The sequence below is a fragment of the Sphingomonas sp. PvP056 genome (assembly GCF_040549155.1).
GTDB lineage: Bacteria > Pseudomonadota > Alphaproteobacteria > Sphingomonadales > Sphingomonadaceae > Sphingomonas.
The window spans coordinates 272,097-288,197 of record NZ_JBEPST010000002.1 but is presented as its reverse complement, the minus strand read 5'-3'; the positions used below and the strand labels follow the sequence as shown (position 1 = coordinate 288,197).

General features: G+C 66.1%; 15 protein-coding genes and 1 tRNA gene. 8 read left to right on the top strand and 8 right to left on the bottom strand.

Features of this window, described 5'->3' with window-relative positions; all coding sequences use genetic code 11:
- Positions 1 to 13: 13 nt before the first annotated feature.
- The 5 genes from hpnE to hpnA form a co-directional block, all read right to left on the bottom strand.
- Complete coding sequence (gene hpnE, locus ABIC17_RS05620; protein WP_354279905.1) at positions 14 to 1,282, bottom strand: hydroxysqualene dehydroxylase HpnE; 1,269 nt, start codon at positions 1,280 to 1,282, stop codon at positions 14 to 16.
- Positions 1,279 to 2,118, bottom strand: coding sequence for a presqualene diphosphate synthase HpnD (hpnD, locus tag ABIC17_RS05615; protein WP_354279904.1), 840 nt, complete (start codon positions 2,116 to 2,118; stop codon positions 1,279 to 1,281). The genes hpnE and hpnD overlap by 4 nt, the downstream gene beginning before the upstream one ends.
- A complete protein-coding gene (gene hpnC / locus ABIC17_RS05610; RefSeq protein ID WP_354279903.1) occupies positions 2,115 to 2,954 on the bottom strand; it encodes a squalene synthase HpnC in 840 nt (279 codons plus the stop codon). The genes hpnD and hpnC overlap by 4 nt, the downstream gene beginning before the upstream one ends.
- Positions 2,951 to 4,198 carry a glycosyltransferase gene (locus ABIC17_RS05605; protein WP_354279901.1) on the bottom strand — a complete coding sequence of 416 codons (1,248 nt, stop codon included), beginning with the start codon at positions 4,196 to 4,198 and terminating at the stop codon, positions 2,951 to 2,953. Before ABIC17_RS05605 ends, hpnC begins: the two co-directional genes overlap by 4 nt.
- A 178-nt stretch (positions 4,199 to 4,376) precedes the next feature.
- Positions 4,377 to 5,375, bottom strand: coding sequence for a hopanoid-associated sugar epimerase (gene hpnA / locus ABIC17_RS05600; protein WP_354279899.1), 999 nt, complete (start codon positions 5,373 to 5,375; stop codon positions 4,377 to 4,379).
- 156 nt (positions 5,376 to 5,531) lie between these two features.
- Here hpnA and hpnI point away from each other — a divergent pair, with 156 nt between their 5' ends.
- From hpnI to ABIC17_RS05575, 5 genes are read left to right on the top strand one after another with little or no spacing between them, the layout of a single operon-like run.
- Positions 5,532 to 6,710, top strand: coding sequence for a bacteriohopanetetrol glucosamine biosynthesis glycosyltransferase HpnI (gene hpnI, locus ABIC17_RS05595; RefSeq protein WP_354279898.1), 1,179 nt, complete (start codon positions 5,532 to 5,534; stop codon positions 6,708 to 6,710).
- On the top strand, positions 6,707 to 8,152 hold the full coding sequence (gene hpnJ, locus ABIC17_RS05590) for a hopanoid biosynthesis associated radical SAM protein HpnJ (protein ID WP_354279896.1): 1,446 nt from the start codon (positions 6,707 to 6,709) through the stop codon (positions 8,150 to 8,152). Before hpnI ends, hpnJ begins: the two co-directional genes overlap by 4 nt.
- Before the next feature lie 12 nt (positions 8,153 to 8,164).
- Positions 8,165 to 8,362, top strand: coding sequence for a hypothetical protein (locus tag ABIC17_RS05585; protein WP_354279894.1), 198 nt, complete (start codon positions 8,165 to 8,167; stop codon positions 8,360 to 8,362).
- Entirely contained in the window at positions 8,359 to 9,183 is an 825-nt protein-coding gene (gene hpnK / locus ABIC17_RS05580) for a hopanoid biosynthesis-associated protein HpnK (protein WP_354279892.1), read from the top strand. Before ABIC17_RS05585 ends, hpnK begins: the two co-directional genes overlap by 4 nt.
- Positions 9,184 to 9,198: 15 nt before the next feature.
- Positions 9,199 to 10,095 (top strand): ferritin-like domain-containing protein, encoded by an 897-nt coding sequence (locus ABIC17_RS05575; RefSeq protein WP_354279890.1) that lies wholly within the window; start codon positions 9,199 to 9,201, stop codon positions 10,093 to 10,095.
- Positions 10,096 to 10,102: 7 nt separating this feature from the next.
- On the opposite strand, the gene ABIC17_RS05570 is transcribed toward ABIC17_RS05575, so the two are convergent.
- The gene (locus tag ABIC17_RS05570; RefSeq protein WP_354279888.1) at positions 10,103 to 11,500 is read right to left on the bottom strand and encodes a methyl-accepting chemotaxis protein; all 1,398 of its coding nucleotides are present in this window, start codon (positions 11,498 to 11,500) and stop codon (positions 10,103 to 10,105) included.
- Positions 11,501 to 11,847: 347 nt separating this feature from the next.
- Here ABIC17_RS05570 and ABIC17_RS05565 point away from each other — a divergent pair, with 347 nt between their 5' ends.
- Both ABIC17_RS05565 and ABIC17_RS05560 read left to right on the top strand, forming a co-directional pair.
- Positions 11,848 to 12,822 (top strand): lysylphosphatidylglycerol synthase domain-containing protein, encoded by a 975-nt coding sequence (locus ABIC17_RS05565; RefSeq protein WP_354279886.1) that lies wholly within the window; start codon positions 11,848 to 11,850, stop codon positions 12,820 to 12,822.
- Positions 12,823 to 12,879: 57 nt separating this feature from the next.
- Complete coding sequence (locus tag ABIC17_RS05560) at positions 12,880 to 14,940, top strand: NAD(+) synthase (RefSeq protein WP_354279885.1); 2,061 nt, start codon at positions 12,880 to 12,882, stop codon at positions 14,938 to 14,940.
- Between the two features lie 163 nt (positions 14,941 to 15,103).
- Here the strand turns inward: ABIC17_RS05560 and ABIC17_RS05555 are convergent, their stop codons facing one another.
- Together ABIC17_RS05555 and ABIC17_RS05550 are read right to left on the bottom strand one after the other, a co-directional pair.
- The gene (locus ABIC17_RS05555; RefSeq protein WP_354279883.1) at positions 15,104 to 15,436 is read right to left on the bottom strand and encodes a DUF6481 family protein; all 333 of its coding nucleotides are present in this window, start codon (positions 15,434 to 15,436) and stop codon (positions 15,104 to 15,106) included.
- Positions 15,437 to 15,472: 36 nt separating this feature from the next.
- Positions 15,473 to 15,562 (bottom strand) — tRNA-Ser (locus ABIC17_RS05550).
- Between the two features lie 149 nt (positions 15,563 to 15,711).
- Here ABIC17_RS05550 and hspQ point away from each other — a divergent pair.
- Complete coding sequence (gene hspQ, locus ABIC17_RS05545) at positions 15,712 to 16,092, top strand: heat shock protein HspQ (RefSeq protein WP_354279881.1); 381 nt, start codon at positions 15,712 to 15,714, stop codon at positions 16,090 to 16,092.
- Positions 16,093 to 16,101 lie beyond the last annotated feature (9 nt).

Genomic DNA, 16,101 nt, shown 5'->3' with positions numbered 1-16,101 from the left:
CCATGACGCGGCCTTAGCCGAGCCCCGACGTCCGCGCCAAGCGGGCAGCGACTTCGCCCGATCGAATCGCACCCTCGATCGTCGCGGGCAACCCCGTTTGCGTCCAGTCGCCGGCCAGGAACAGGTTGCGCCAACGCGTCTGCGCGTCCGGGCGGCGGGCGTCCTGCTCGGGCGTCGCGGCGAAGGTCGCGCGCTTTTCCTTGACGATCTGCCACGCGGGCATTTCGGCGGGGCCACCGTGCACCGCGCGGATATCCGACCAGAAGGCGCGCGCGAGCTCGGTCCGGTCGCGATCGACCAGATGGTCCGCCGCGCTGACCGTGATCGAAATGCGATCGGGAAAGGCGAAGATCCACTCCGCCGTCCCGCCGAGCACGCCGACCATCGTCTGCACCCCCGCGGGCGGCGCGATCGCGAAATGCGCGTTGACGATCGCGCGGAAATCGTTCGGCACGGTCAGGCCGGGGAGCAGATCGCCCGCCACCCACGGCGGCACCGCGAGAATGATCGTCTCGTCCGCCTCGACGCTTTCCACGCCGCGCCCGAAATCGAGCCCGACGACGCGGTCGCCTTCGGCGTGAATCGCGCGCAGCCGCGTGCCGAGCGCCAGTGTCGTGCCCTTGCCCGCAAGCCAGGCAAGCGCCGGATCGACGAACGCCGCGGCCAGCGTCGGCTCGGCGATCTGCGGTCGCATCGCGCGCCCGCCGCGCCCGAGCGTCTCGCGAATCACGCGCGAGGTCAGCATCGCAGAGCCGGTCGCCGACGCGGTATTGAGCGCCGCCAGCAGCACCGGATCGATCAGTTTGTCCCACACCGGCCCGCTCGGATCGACGCGGTCGGCCACGACCTGCCCGGGCTTCCCACCGCTCAACCCGGCTAGCCGGAGGTAATCGCGCACGGTGGTGCCGGGCACACGCCGCCCGTCGCGGCAGATCCACCACGGCACCGGGCCATCGTTGATCCGCACCGACCAGCGCGCACCCGTGGTGATCTCGGCAAAGGCGAAATCGGCGTGCGGCGGCCCGCTCAGCCGATCACTCGCCCCGATCGTGTCGAGATAGCGATGCACCGCCTTGTTCCCCGACAGCACCAGGTGGTTGCCATTGTCGATCGTCCGGCCGAGTTGCGGATCGTGATAGCTGCGGCACCGCCCGCCCGCTTGCGCCGCGCCGTCGACCAGCGTCGTCGCCAGCCCCTCGCGCGCGAGTTCGACCGCGGCGGACAGGCCCGCCATGCCCGCGCCGATGACGCGAACGCGCTGCTGGTTCGACGCGCGCTTCAACGGAACAGGCTGAGCCGCAGGACGGTGAACAGCAGCGCGGGCTTGTTGACCCGGATTCGCGTGCGCGGCGTGCCCCAGCCTACCGCCTCCATCCTGCGCAGGATCGGCTCGTACACCGCCGCCATCAGCCGCGGCGCAAGCAGATGCCCGCGGGGCCGCGCCCCCAGGATCGCGCGCGCCGCTGCGAAATGCTCGTGTGCCTTGGCCGCCAGCATCCGACACGCGCCGTCGATCCGCGGATCGGCGACGAGCACAAGCGGTTCGCCGAACACGACCCCCGCCGCGTCGAGCGGTTCGCGCGGCAGATAGACGCGACCGATCGTCGCATCCTCGTCGATGTCGCGCAGGATGTTGGTGAATTGCAGCGCCCGCCCGAGATGATAGGCGAGCGCGATCCCCGGCTCCTGCTCCATCCCGAAGATCTTGACCGACAACCGCCCCACGGCGGAGGCCACCCGGTCGCAATACAGGTCGAGCGTCTCGAACGGCGGCCAGCGCACGTCCTCCTCGACGTCCATCGCCATTCCGTCGATCACCGCGATGAAATCGGCCTTCTCGAGCTTGAACCGATCCACCGCGTCGACCAGCAACGCCGCCTGCCCCGGGTCGCGACCCGCATACAACGCATCGATATCCGCGCGCCACGCATCGAGCGCCGCCGCGCGGTCCTCGCGCTTGCCGCCTTCGTCGTCGGCAATGTCGTCGACCTGACGGCAGAAGGCGTAGACCGCATACATCGCCTCGCGCTCAGCCTTCGGCAGCACGCGCATTCCAGCGTAAAAGGAGCTGCCCGAGACTTGTGCCTGCAGCTGCGCGGGAGTCGCCTTGGGATTCATGCCCGACCTTTAATCATTTGCGTCACCGCCGCCAACGCTGCGAGGCCAAGTGCCTCCGGCGCACGGTGGTGGACTCGCTGCGACAACGGATCACGCCGTTTAAGCCGCGCGTTGAGGCTGACCGCGAGCCGATGGATGATCGCGACTTCCGCCGCCAGCCGTCGGTCGCGGATCTGGCGCGCGAACCCGGCCGACTGCGCCAGCAGGCCGTCTGTGCGCGTCGCCATGTCGACGATCACTGCGCGCAGCGCCGGGGTCGCCGCCGCACCGCCCAGATCCTCGACTCGCGCACCATGCTGCGCCAAAATATCGCGCGGCAGATAGACGCGCCGGATCGCGCGATAATCCTTGCCGCAATCCTGCACGTGATTGATCACCTGCAACGCCGCGCACAGCGCGTCCGACGCACCCCAGGTCGCACGGTCCTCGCCGTGGACATCGAGCACGTACCGCCCGACCGGCATTGCGGAATAGCGGCAATATTCCATCAGCGCGGGCCAGTCGTCATACCGATCGACGGTACAATCGCGCGCGAACGCGACGAGCAGGTCGGTCGCATGATCCGACGACAGGCCGTGTACGGCCATCGTCTCGCGCAGCGCCAGCGCGGTGGGTTCGGCATCACCATGCCCGAGGATCGTCGCGCGCATCGCCCCCAGCAGCGCAAGCTTCTCGGGCGGGGTCGCCGCCGGATTGTCCGCCACATCGTCCGCCGCGCGCGCGAAATGATAGAAGGCCATCACGGGCGCGCGATGTTCGGCCTTGAGCAGAACCGAGGCGACGGGAAAGTTCTCGTCCTTATGCCCCTTGCCGGAGGCGAGTGCGGTGGCGGTCATGACGGAAAACCTTCTTCATGCCGCGCCGCCTGGACTCGGCCCTTCCACATGCCCCCGCGCCCGCGGACATGCTGCCATGCCGACAGCAGCGTGCATCCGGCATAGAAGGTCGCGATCAACGGCAAGGCCAGCCCCCAAAGTGGCGACCGTTTGTAGAACCGCAACATCGGCTGGAACGCGAGCGCCATCAATCCCCACGCGGCGATCGCGGTCATCCGGGTTTCGCCCTGACCGAAGATCGCGAAAAGCGGCGGCACGAGATAGGTGAGCGCAAGCCCGATCGTGGTGCCGGCCAGCAGCAGCGGAGAATACTTGAGCTGCGCATAGGCAGAGCGGGAGATCATCGCGGCGACCGATTCCCAGCTGTCATAGCGCCGGATGCTGACCGCACGATCGGTCAGGCCAAGCCACACCGCGCCCTGCCGCTTCATCAGTGCCCCGAACGCGCAATCGTCGATCAGCGCCGAGCGCACCGCCGCAATCCCGCCCGCCGCGTCGAGCGCCGCACGCTCGACCAGCATCACGCCCCCCGCCGCCGCCGCCCGGCCCGAAGCGCGCCGGTTCACCGCCGCGAACGGATAGAGCATCTGGAAGAACCACACGAACGCCGGGATCAGCGCGCGTTCGGCAAGGCTTTCGCACCGCAGCCGTGCCATCAGCGAGACGAGCACGCGCTCCTCCGCCACCGCGCGCGCGACGAGCGTGCGCAGCGTGTCGGGGGCGTGCGCGATGTCCGCGTCGGTCAGCAGGAGATAGTCGGGCGTGGTTCCAGCGGCGGCGATCCCTTGCGAGACGGCCCATAGTTTGCCGGTCCAGCCATTCGGCAAGGCTGCGCCCGTCACGACCTGCAACCGATCCCCGCCTGCGGCGCGTGCGATGTCGGCGGTGCCGTCGCTGCTCGAATCGTCGACCAGAATGATGCGGAAATCGCCGGGATAATCCTGTGCGGCCAAACTACCGATCGCGCGCGCGATCACCTCGGCCTCGTCCCGCGCGGGGACGATCGCGACGACCGAAGGCCACGGCCCTTCTCCTCCCCTCCCTGGCAGGGAGGGGTCGGGGGTGGGTTCGTATGAGGAGAGTGCGTCCGCCGCCACGGGCCACCCCACCCCCAGCCCCTCTCTTCCAGGGAGGGGAGCGAGCGGAGACGTATCCCGCTCGCTCGTCTGCCAGAACCCGTCACGCGCGAACACCAGCACCAGCCAGATCGCCAGCGACGCCATCGCAATCCAGAACAGTATCATCGGACAACCCCCAACTGCCACGAGGAGCGTCGTCCTTCTCCTCCCCTCTCCGGAAGGGAGGGGTCGGGGGTGGGTGGGTATGAGGAGAGTGCAACCGCCGCCGCTGGCCAACCCACCCCCAGCCCCTCCCTTCCAGGGAGGGGAGCACGTGCAGGTCGGTGCGTGCGCTCAAAACCAATCACGCGAGCATCCCCGCTTGCCGGAACCACGCCACCGCATCCTCCAGCGCCACCCGGTAAGGCCGCGCGCGATACCCGAGCTCGGCTTCGGCCCGCGCGCTCGAATAATACATGTCGTGCGCCGCCATCCGCAGCGCGTCCAGCGTCAGGAACGGCTCCTTCCCCGTCACGCGTGCGAGTTTCTCGTTCGCCCATGCCAGCGGAAACAGCGGCGCACGCGGAATCTGCACCGTCGGGGCCTTGCGCCCGACGATCGCGGCGACGCTCGCAAGCATCTCGCGCAGCGATACGTCCTGCCCGCCCAGCACATAGCGTTCGCCGATCACGCCGTGCGCCATCGCGGCGATATGCCCGTCCGCGACGTCGTCGACATGCACTAGGTTAAGCCCGCTCTCGACGAACGCGGGCATCCGCCCCGACGCCGCCTCGACGATGATCCGCCCGGTCGGCGTGGGCCGCGCATCGCGCGGGCCGATCGGGGTCGAGGGATTGACGATCACCGCGGGCAGCCCCTGCTCGCGCACCATCGCCTCGACCAGCCGCTCGGCGACGACCTTGCTGCGCTTGTACGCGCCGACCGCCTGTTCGGGGGTCGCGGGGCGGGTCTCATCCGACGCCTTGCCGTGGTCCGGCCGCAACGTCGCGACGCTGCTGGTATAGACGATCCGCGCGACCCCCGCCCCCAGCGCCGCCTGCATTACGGTCTGCGTGCTGAGCTGGTTGTTGCGGACGATCTCCTCGGTGTCGGGCGCCCAGATCCGGTAATCGGCGGCGACGTGATACAGATGCGTCACGCCAGCCATCGCGCGTGCCATCGCTTCGGGGTCACGCGCGTCGCCCTCGACGATCTCGCCCGGGAAGTCGGTCAGGTTGGTCCGCGCGCTGCTTGCGCGCGCCAGCCCGCGCACGCGAGCGCCAGACGCCGCCAGCCGCCGCGCGACCGCCGAACCGACGAAACCGGATACTCCGGTCACCAGCGTAATAGGTTGATCGCTCACGCAGCCTCCATGCGGCGACGCTGTAGAACGCGAGCGCTCAAGCGCAAACAATCTCGCGCAATGTCGCAGCAACAAAGTCTTCGCGCACGGCAAGGTGACGCCTTTTTCACAAACGCGCGCCTGTACCCGTCACCACCGCGGCGCTACGGGGGCTGTGTGATCCATATCCTGCACCTACTGGGCACAGTCTTGGGCTGGCTGACGATCGTGGTCGCGGCGCTCGGCGTGGTCTATTTGACCGCCGCCGCGCTCGTCTTCCGCCGCTATTTCGCGGCGGCGACGCCTGCGCCCGCGCGGCACGAGGCGGTCACGCTGGTAAAACCGCTCTACGGCGACGAACCGCGGCTCTCCGACAATCTCGCGAGCTTCATCGCACAGGATCATGCCGGGCCGATCCAATTGCTGTGCGGGATCCAGCGCCACGACGATCCCGCGATCGCGGTGGTCGAGGCACTGAAAGCCGCGCATCCCGACGCGCAGATCGATCTCGTGATCGATGGCACGATCCACGGCGCGAGCGGCAAGCTCTCCAACCTGATCAACATGGAGCCGCTGATCCGCCACGATGTGGTCGTGCTCAGCGACAGCGACATCGCGGTCGCGCCCGACTATCTCGCGCAGATCCTGCGCGCGCTCGATCAGCCAAAGACCGGACTCGTCTCCTGCGTCTACGCCGGTCGCGGCGACACCGGCTTCTGGTCGCACTTCGGCGCGGCGGGGGTGAGCTACCAGTTCATGCTTGGCCTCGTCTTCGGGGTTGCCAACAAGCTTGCGACGCCGTGCATGGGATCGACCATCGCGATGACGCGCGAGACGCTGCGCCGGATCGGCGGGTTCACCCGCTTCTCCGACAAACTCGCGGACGATTACGCGATGGGCGAAGCGGTCCGCGAGCTCGGGCTCGAGATCGCAGTGCCGGCGATGTTGGTCGACCATGCGTTCGACGAGATCAGCTTCGCGGCGCTGTGGCGGCACGAACTCCGCTGGGGCGCGACCGTCCGCGATGTGGCCTTCTGGCCGTATGTCGGGATCATCATCGGTCTGCCGCTCCCGGTCGCAATCCTCTCGATGCTGTACTGGCCGACCGTCGGGCTGATCCTGTGTGCGCTTGCGGTCGTTGCACGGTTGGTGGTTGTGCGGACCGTGAATGCGACTGTAGGGAGGCGCATCGCTCCGTTGTGGATGGCGCTGGCGCACGATGGCATGAGTTTTGCCATCTATATCGCGAGCTTCTTCGTCCGATCGGTTGATTGGCGCGGCGCGACCCTTACAATGAAGACTGAAGGCCGCATTGTTGCGGCGCACAAGATCCAGAATGCGGAGCAACGGGCATGATGCGGGCGCTTTTCCTCCAGGCGCCGTCTTTTGACGGTTACGACGGTGGCGCGGGTGCGCGCTACCAGATGAAGCGGGAGGTCAAATCCTTCTGGTATCCGACCTGGCTCGCGCAGCCGGCGGCAATGGTCGAGGGCTCGAAGCTGATCGACGCGCCCGCGCACGACCAGTCGTGGGACGATATCGCGCATGAGTTCGACGATCGCGATCTCGTGATCCTCCACACCTCGACGCCGTCGTTCAACCAGGACATCCGCACGGCGGCGCTGATCAAGCAGCGCAACCCGCGGATCCTGATCGGCTTCGTCGGTGCGAAGGTCGCGGTCGAGCCCGACAAGAGCCTCGCCGCCACCCCCGACGTCGATTTCGTCGCGCGCGAGGAATATGACTTCACGATCCTCGAGATCGCCCAAGGCAAGCCGCTGCGCGAAGTCGACGGCATCACCTGGCGCGATTCGGACGGCGCGTTCATCCGCAACCGCGACCGCGCGATGATCGAGGACATGGACTCGCTCCCGATGGTCTCGCCGGTCTACAAGCGCGACCTGCAGATCGACAAATATTTCGGCGGCTACCTGCTCCACCCGTATGTCAGCTTCTACACCGGGCGTGGCTGCAAGAGCCGTTGCACCTTCTGCCTGTGGCCGCAGACGATCGGCGGGCACACCTATCGCTTCCGCTCGGTCGCCAAGGTGATCGAGGAAGTCGAGTACATCATCCGCGAGATCCCCGAGACCAAGGAGATCTTCTTCGACGACGACACGCTCACCGACAACCATGCGCGCGTCGAGGAACTCGCGATCGCGCTCGGCAAACTCGGCTTCGGCAAGCCCGGCTTCAAGATGTCGTGGAGCTGCAACGCCAAGGCGAACGTGCCGCGCAAGACGCTCGAAGTGCTGAAAGCCAACGGCCTGCGCCTGCTGCTCGTCGGCTATGAAAGCGGCAACCAGCAGATCCTGCACAACATCAAGAAGGGTCTGCGCACCGACGTCGCGCGTCAGTTCACCAAGGATTGCCACGAGCTCGGCGTCGTGATCCACGGCACCTTCATCCTGGGTCTCCCGGGCGAGACGCTCGAGACGATCGAGGAGACGATCAACTACGCCAAGGAGATCGATCCGCACACGATCCAGGTGTCGCTTGCGGCACCCTATCCCGGCACCTTCCTGTACAAGCAGGCGACCGAGAACGGCTGGTTCGACAATTCGCACGAATTGCTGACCGACGGCGGCAACCAGATCGCGCAGCTCAGCTACCCGCATCTGCATTCGACGGTGATTTTCGACAAGGTCGAGGAGTTCTACAAGCGCTTCTATTTCCGCCCGTCGAAAATTTGGGAAATCGTTCGCGAAATGCTGACCGACTGGGACATGATGAAGCGCCGGCTGCGCGAAGGCGTCGAATTCTTCGACTTCCTGCGGCGCCGCAAAGAGGCCGTGTAAGGGTTAGGTTCGATGACGACGATGGCCCGTATGACGGTCAACGAGCGGCTCGAAGCGACCGGGCGGCTCGACGCATGGAACGCTGCGGTCGAGGCGCGCGACATGGACGCGATGGTCCTGTTGCTGCGCCTCGTCGCCGCGCCCGATCCGCGTCGGGTTGCGCAGGGGGTGCTCGCTGACCCTGAATTCTACGGGTTTGCGACGCGGTGAAGACCGCGATCATCACCGCGGACGATTTCGGCGTCTCGGTCGAGGTCAACGCCGCGGTCGAGCAAGCGCATCGCGAGGGGATCCTCACCGTCACCAGCCTGATGGTGACGGGCGCTGCCGCGATGGACGCCGTGCGGCGCGCGCGGCGGACGCCGACGCTCGGCGTTGGCTTGCACATCGCGCTTGCCGAAACGCCGCCCGCGCTGCCGCCCGCGGAAATCCCCGACCTTGTCGATGACGCGGGCCAGTTCCGGATCGAATCGCTTCCCGTCGCGCTCGCATTGGTCGGCAAGGCGTCGGTCCGCCGCCAGCTCGAGGCCGAGATCGATGCGCAGTTCGCATTGTTCGAGGCGACCGGGCTGCCACTCGATCACGTCAATTCGCACAAGCACATGCATATGCATCCGGTGATTGCCGCAACTGTGCTCAAGGTCGGCAAGCGCCACGGCATGACCACCGTCCGCGCGCCCGTCGAACCGCGCGACGTGCTGGCCAAGTTCGAAAAGGCAACCGGGCTCCACATCGCAAGGCCGTTCGCGCGCAGCGTCCAGCGCAGGATGCGCAGCGGGGGCATGAAGGTCCCCGACCACACGTTCGGCCTCGCCTGGTCGGGCGCGATGCACACCGAACGGCTCCGCGGTGTGCTGCGACACCTTCCCGATGGCGTCAGCGAAGTGTATCTTCACCCCGCGACCGGGCCCTACCCGCTGTCCGCCCCCGGTTACCAATATGAAGCCGAGCTGGCGGCACTGCTGGACCCCGTCGCACGTACCATCGTTTCGGACAATGACATCACCCTGGCGCGTTTTGCCGATCTTTAAACCGGGAGAGCCCCGATGAATTTCATTCCCAAGTCGATCGCCCCCGCAGGTCCCGCCCCGGATGTGCGCGTCAAGCTCGGCAGCCCCGAACACAAGACGCTGTTCTGCCGCACGATGCTCGACACGCACGATCCCTATCGCCCCGCGCTGATCGACTGGCCGGTGCTCGAGCCCGAAACACGCAACAAGATCGTCTCGCTGCCGATCTGGGACATCGCCGTGGCGACGGAAGGCCGCGCGGGCATGAACGTCAAGACCTATGGCGAGCAGATCAGCGACCCGCTGCTGCGCGACGCGATCGACATGAACGCCTATGAGGAAAGCCGCCACAAGATCGTGCTCGCGGACATGGTGACCTTTTACGGCATCGTTCTTCAGCCCGAGGAAGAGTATAAACGACCACGCGACCCGGAATTCGCGTTCATGCGGACGGGATTTTCCGAGTGTATCGACAGCTTCTTCGGCTTCGGCCTGTTCAAGGTCGCCGCCGACACCGGCTTCTTCCCTGAGGAGCTGATCGACACGTTCGAGCCGGTGATGCGCGAGGAAGGCCGCCACATCCTGTTCTTCGTCAATTGGGTCGCCTGGCACCGCCGTAACATGCCGTTCTGGCGCCGCCCGTGGTTCGAGATGAAGGTTTGGGCGGTGTGGATCGCGCTGATCTGGGAACGGATCGACATGGCCAAGGGCATGGGCGACGACAACACCAAGGCACAGGAAAACAATTTCACGCTCAACGGCTCGAAGGAGCTTGGCGTCGAGATCGAATTTCCCGAACTGGCGGCGATCTGCCTGGCAGAAAACGACCGGCGGCTGGCGGTCTATGACCCGCGGCTGATCCGGCCGAAATTCGTGCCGGGGATGATCCGGCTGGTGCTGCGCTTCATGGGAAAGAAGCCCGCGCGGGCGTGATCCGCGGTCAGTCCTGGCTCTCGTAGGCGAGCTGCAGCACGCCCCAGTGTCGGCCCTCAACCCAGATCGAGGCGATGACCTGTTTGAGCAGAACCACGCCGCCGTTCGCCACGGGTCGGCGATAGGCCTTCAGGCAAAATGGTGCCTCGATCCGGACCTGTATCTGCGTTTCCGGATAGGTGTAGATCAACCCGGCGCGGGAATGCTCCTCGTTCCACACGCGATCGTTCGGGCGTTGCGGAAGCGAGCGTTCGGGCATCGCCACCGCCCCGAAACAGTTTCGATCGGTGAAGCTCATCCCGAAGAAGCCCGGCAGTTGACGCGCCCGCTCCTGGTGCGGGCGCGCCAGCCGCGTGAACAGCGCCTGCGCGGCGTGGGTAAAAATGGGCGGGTCGCTCGCGGGGACGGGCCGGTAATCATCGCTCATGATCGCGTCGAGCGCAATTTCGTGAGACGCGACCGCTTTCTCGAGACCATCGCCGACCGACCGCGCAACCTCTAGCCCGAAGTTGATGTAAGGCGAATCGAGCATATCCGCACCGCTTTCGGCGAGCATTTGCAGCAGTGCGTTCGTATCGTCGCTGACCGCGCTCACGCGGGCGGAGAGTTGCTGGAGCCCGGTGGCATTCTGGGTCGAGGCGCTCGACAGCGCCATCAATCCCGCCCGCACCATATCGACCGCCTGCACCATCGATTCGACACGTTTGGCAACGCTGTCGCTATTCTGTTCGAGCCCCTGCATGATCGTACCGAGCTGACACACCAGGGTTTCGATCCCCTTGGCGCTGCCATGTGCCGACTGCGCCTTGGCGACACCCTGCCCGATCCGGTCCAGCATGACGCCCGCTTCGAAGGTGAGCGACCCGATCGACTGCTCGATCCGGTTCGTGGCAGCGGCGGTTTCACTCGCGAGCTTCTTCACCTCGCTGGCGACCACCGCGAACCCGCGCCCAGCATCCCCCGCGCGGGCTGCTTCGATCGTTGCGTTGAGCGCAAGCAGGTTGGTCTGCCGCGCGATCACGTTGATCCCCGCGGTTACATGGCTGACATCGCTGAGCGCGGTGTTGAATGCTCCCAGACCGTTGTGAATATGGCTGACCTGTTCGATCAGTTCGACGACGTCCGACGTTGCCGTGCCGAGTTGCGCGGTCGAGTCCTCGATGACGCCCTTGGCCGCCGCAGTATCGTTGCGCGCGTCTCGCGCGGCCATTGCGACGTTGTCGACATCGCCCGACAGGATGTTTGCCTCGGACCCGATCGCTTCGATCGTCGTGGCCTGTTCCGTCACCCGTTCCGCCAGGGCAGCGATGTCGGCCTGCAGATCCAGCGAGCGAATGCCAAGTTCGCCCGACAGGCGCGCGGCTTGCCGAATGGTATGATCGAGCCTGAGCGCCGGGTTGGTCATGCGCACATGGATTAACTATCACCGATTAAGAGGTGTTTAAGTATCCAGGCCCCTGATGATTTTGCCGACATTCGTCTCGCTGCGGCGTCGCCCCTACGCGGGCCAGTTGGCGACCGCCCGAAAGCACCCACCGCGCGCGTTCGCTTCCGCTGCCATCTGCGCGCTATTGCACGTTTGTGCGCCAAATCGCCGTTCCAGACCGCAAGAACCCACGTCATCGGCGCAAGCCGGGTTGATTGCCGCGTCCAAAGCCCCAAAGACCCCCCAATGCTGCGCGACTCATCCCGCCGTTCCACCGCCCGCACCGACAGCGCGCGACAGGTGCCTCCTGTGGCGATGCTGCTGCGATGAGCCGTTCCGCCCGAATCGGGTTGCTCGTTGCGACGATCGTCGGCCTCATAGTGGCGGCGGCTACCGTCGGCACGGTCGGGTTGCACCAGGTCGTCGACGTCATGGCGTCGATCGGCTGGATCGGCATGGCGACCTTCACGCTGTGGTCGATCGGCGTGCTCGTCCTGTTGGGAATGGCGTGGCTCGCGGTCGCGCCGGGGCAACCCATTGATCGGCTCGGCTGGTTCGTCTGGGCGCGTACCACGCGCGAGGCGGCGACCGATATCCTGCCTTTCTCGCAACTCGGCGGGCTGGTGGTCGGCGCGCGGACGCTAGCGGTGTTCGGTGTTCCGCAGCCGGTGATCTATGCATCGATGATCGCGGATATGACGACCGAGATGGCGGCGCAGCTGATCTTCACGCTGTGCGGGGTGGCGGTCCTGCTGCTCGTCCTTGCGGCGGAACCCGTACAGCAGGGGCTCGTGCCGCTCGCGCTCGGTGGGCTCGCCGCGATGATCACGCTGATGCTGCTGTTCGTCTTCGCGCAAAAGCCGATGCTTCGGCTTGCCGGCTCACTCGGCGCGCGGATGCTGCCTGGCTCAGTTGCAGCGATGGCGGCGGTGCGCGAGCAACTCGACGCGATTTACCAAACCCCGCGCCGCGTGATCGCCGCGTTCATATTCAATCTCGCCGCATGGCTCGCAAGCGCGACGGGTGCGTGGATCGCGCTTCGGTTCATGGGCTCGGACCTGCCGCTGTGGGCGGTACTGACGATCGAGGCGCTGATCTTCACGCTGCGCAGCGTCGCCTTCGCGATCCCCGGCGCGGTCGGTGTGCAGGAAGCCGCCTATGTGCTGATCGGCCCGTTGTTCGGCCTGCCCCCAGCGCATGCGCTCGCGCTGTCGCTGCTCAAGCGCGCGCGCGACATCATCATCGCAGTCCCCGCGTTGCTGGCATGGCAGGTCGGCGAAGCACGCCGGGTGGTCTCCTGACGCCGCCCTGACCGCGCGCAGGTGGCATCGCACGCCAAAGCTCGCTAAGCGCCGGACATGGCGAAGACGAAGGCGCATCCGTTCCATTCGATCCACACGCACGGGCTGATCCGGGTCGGCGCGTGCACCCCGCGCGCCAGCGTCGGCGATACCGCGGCGAACGCTGGCGAGACGATCGCACTCGCGCAACAGGGCGATGTGCGCCACGCCGACCTTCTCGTGTTCCCCGAACTCAACATCACCTCCTACGCGATCGACGATCTGCACATGCAGACCGCGCAGCAGGCGGCGACCGAAAGCGCGATTGCCACGGTCGCGGCAGAGACCGCAACACTGCGGCCGGTGCTGGTCATCGGCGCGGCGCTTCCGCGGAACGGGAGGCTGTACAATTGCGCGGTGGTGATCGCGCGAGGGCGGATCCTCGGGGTCGTGCCCAAGGTCTTCCTGCCGAACTACCGCGAATATTACGAAAAACGCTGGTTCGCGAGCGGTACCGGGTTGACCGGGCTCGACATTACCATCGCTGGGCAGACCGTTCCGTTCGGCACCGACCTGCTGTTCGCCGCCCGCGACCTCGCGCCGTTCATCTTCCACGCGGAGATTTGCGAGGACTATTGGGCCCCCACCCCGCCCTCCACGATGGGCGCGCTCGCCGGGGCGCTGATCTGCTGCAACCTGTCGGCATCGAACATCGTCGTCGGCAAGGCGCGCGAGCGATCGCTGCTGTGCGCCTCGCAAAGCGCGCGCGCGATGTGCGGCTATGTCTTTGCAGCCTCGGGCCCGGGCGAAAGCACGACCGATCTGGCGTGGGACGGCCAGGCTACGATCCACGAACTCGGCGAATTGATCGCTAGCTCGACGCGATTCGGTCGCGAAGCCGAACTGGTAATTGCCGACGTGGACGCCGGGCGAATCGCGCAGGAACGGATGCGCGTGGGCACGTTCAACGATTCGGCCGATCTGGCAGGGCACCCGGAGACGCGCTTCCGGCAAATCGGGTTCGATCACCTGCCAGATTTTGCAGACGTCGGGCTGGTGCGCGACATCCGCCGCTTCCCGTTCGTCCCCAATATGCCCGCGCTGCTCGACGAGGATTGCTACGAGGCGTTCAACATCCAGGTCGAGGGACTGCTCAAGCGGTTCGAGGCGGCGCGCGCCGAGACTCTGGTGATCGGCGTCTCGGGCGGACTCGATTCGACTCACGCGCTGATCGTCGCGGCGAAGGTCATGGATCGGCTCGGGCTTCCGCGCGACCGGATCCTCGGCTTCACCATGCCCGGATTCGCGACGAGCGACGGCACCAAGGCCAACGCCTGGGCGCTGATGCGCGCGCTCGGCATCACCGCCGACGAAATCGACATCCGCCCCGCCGCACGCCAGATGCTCACCGACATGGGCCACCCGTTCGCGGATGGCGAGCCTACGTATGACATCACGTTCGAGAATGTGCAGGCGGGTTTGCGCACCGATTATCTGTTCCGCCTTGCCAACCAGCGCGGCGGGCTGGTCGTCGGCACGGGCGACCTGTCAGAACTCGCGCTCGGCTGGTGCACGTACGGCGTCGGCGATCAGATGAGCCATTACGGGGTCAACGCAGGCGTTCCCAAGACGCTGATCCAGTTCCTGATTCGTTGGTGCATCCGCACCGATCAATATGACCCCGCGACCGATTCGATCCTTGAGGCGATTCTGGCGACGGAAATCTCGCCCGAACTCGTCCCGGCCGGCGCGGACGGGGCAATCCAGAGCACAGAGGCGCGAATCGGGCCGTATGCGCTCAACGACTTCTTCCTGCATTATGTGGTGCGCCACGGCATGGCGCCGTCCAAGATCGCGTTCCTGGCGTTGCAGGCGTGGGGCGACGTGGAGCAAGGCCGGTGGCCGCGCGACTTCCCGGCGGCGGGGCACGTGGCGTACGATCTGCCGACGATTCGCGGGTGGCTTGAGAAGTTTCTGGTGCGGTTTTTCGCGACCAGCCAGTTCAAGCGCTCGGCACTCCCGAATGGCCCGAAGGTATCGAGCGCGGGGGCCTTGTCCCCGCGGGGCGACTGGCGGGCGCCGTCGGATGGGACAGCGCGGATTTGGCTGGAGGAACTGGCGCGGGGGTTGCCGCTCTAGGCTAAGAGCGCTTCAGTGGCGCTTCCGTAGTGCTTCCCCGGCGGAGGCCGGGGCCCAGTAGCGAGAACGTGAGAACGTCTGCGCTGCGCTATCTTACCATGGCCATTTCGACTGGGCCCCGGCCTTCGCCGGGGAAGTGAAAGGTAGGGCGCAGCAAACCGCCTTACTTGCGGCTTTTCCGCGCAGCGTAGCGGGCGTCGCGCGCTGCCTTCTTGTCGATCTCGGCCTGAATCGCGGCCTGCTTGGCCTCTTCGATCGCGCGCTCAGCGGCTTCGGCCTTGGCGATCTTCTCGAGCCGGGCCGCTTCGATCGCGGCTTTCTTCTCTTCGCGCTTCTTGGCTTCCGCCTCTTCCTTGGCTTCCCGCGCAGCCGCACGGGCCGCGACGACCGCAGGATCGACCGGCGGCTTGGACTTCAGCTTTTCCAGCGCACGTTGCTTTGCGTCGGCGGACAAGGCTGCCCGGTCTTTGAAGGAAGGTTCTTTGTAGGATGCCATGTGGCGGGCTTTAACCTCATCGAGGAAAGAAGGAAATGGCGGAGAGGGTGGGATTCGAACCCACGGTACCCGTGAGGGCACGCCGCATTTCGAGTGCGGTACATTCGACCACTCTGCCACCTCTCCGCGAGGTCGTGTGATGCTGTCTGTAAGGCCAGCACCGGTCGGTGAGCGGGCGCCTCTAACGTAGTGCTCTACGGTACGCAAGCGCTTCGATGCAGGTTTGTCGCACAGCAATCGCTTGTGTGCCGCCACGGAGCCCCTAAATTATCCTCATGTACCGTACCCCCATCACGTCCCCGCCGTTCGACAGCAGCATCGCCCTCCCCCCGGTCAGCCATGCCCGATTCACGATCGGCGACGTGGTGCGGCATCGCCTGTTCGATTTCCGCGGGGTCGTGTTCGACATCGACCCGATCTTCGCGAACAGCGACGAATGGTATGATGCGATCCCCGAGAACATCCGCCCGCCCAAGGACCAGCCCTTCTACCACCTCCTCGCCGAGAACATGGAGTCGAGCTACGTCGCCTATGTCAGCCAGCAGAATTTGATCCCGGACGACACCGACGAACCGGTCGATCATCCCGCGATCTCGGGGCTATTCGGGGACTATGCGGGCGGGAAGTACCCGTTGCGGCGCGAACACCGGCACTAAGGCCCAGTT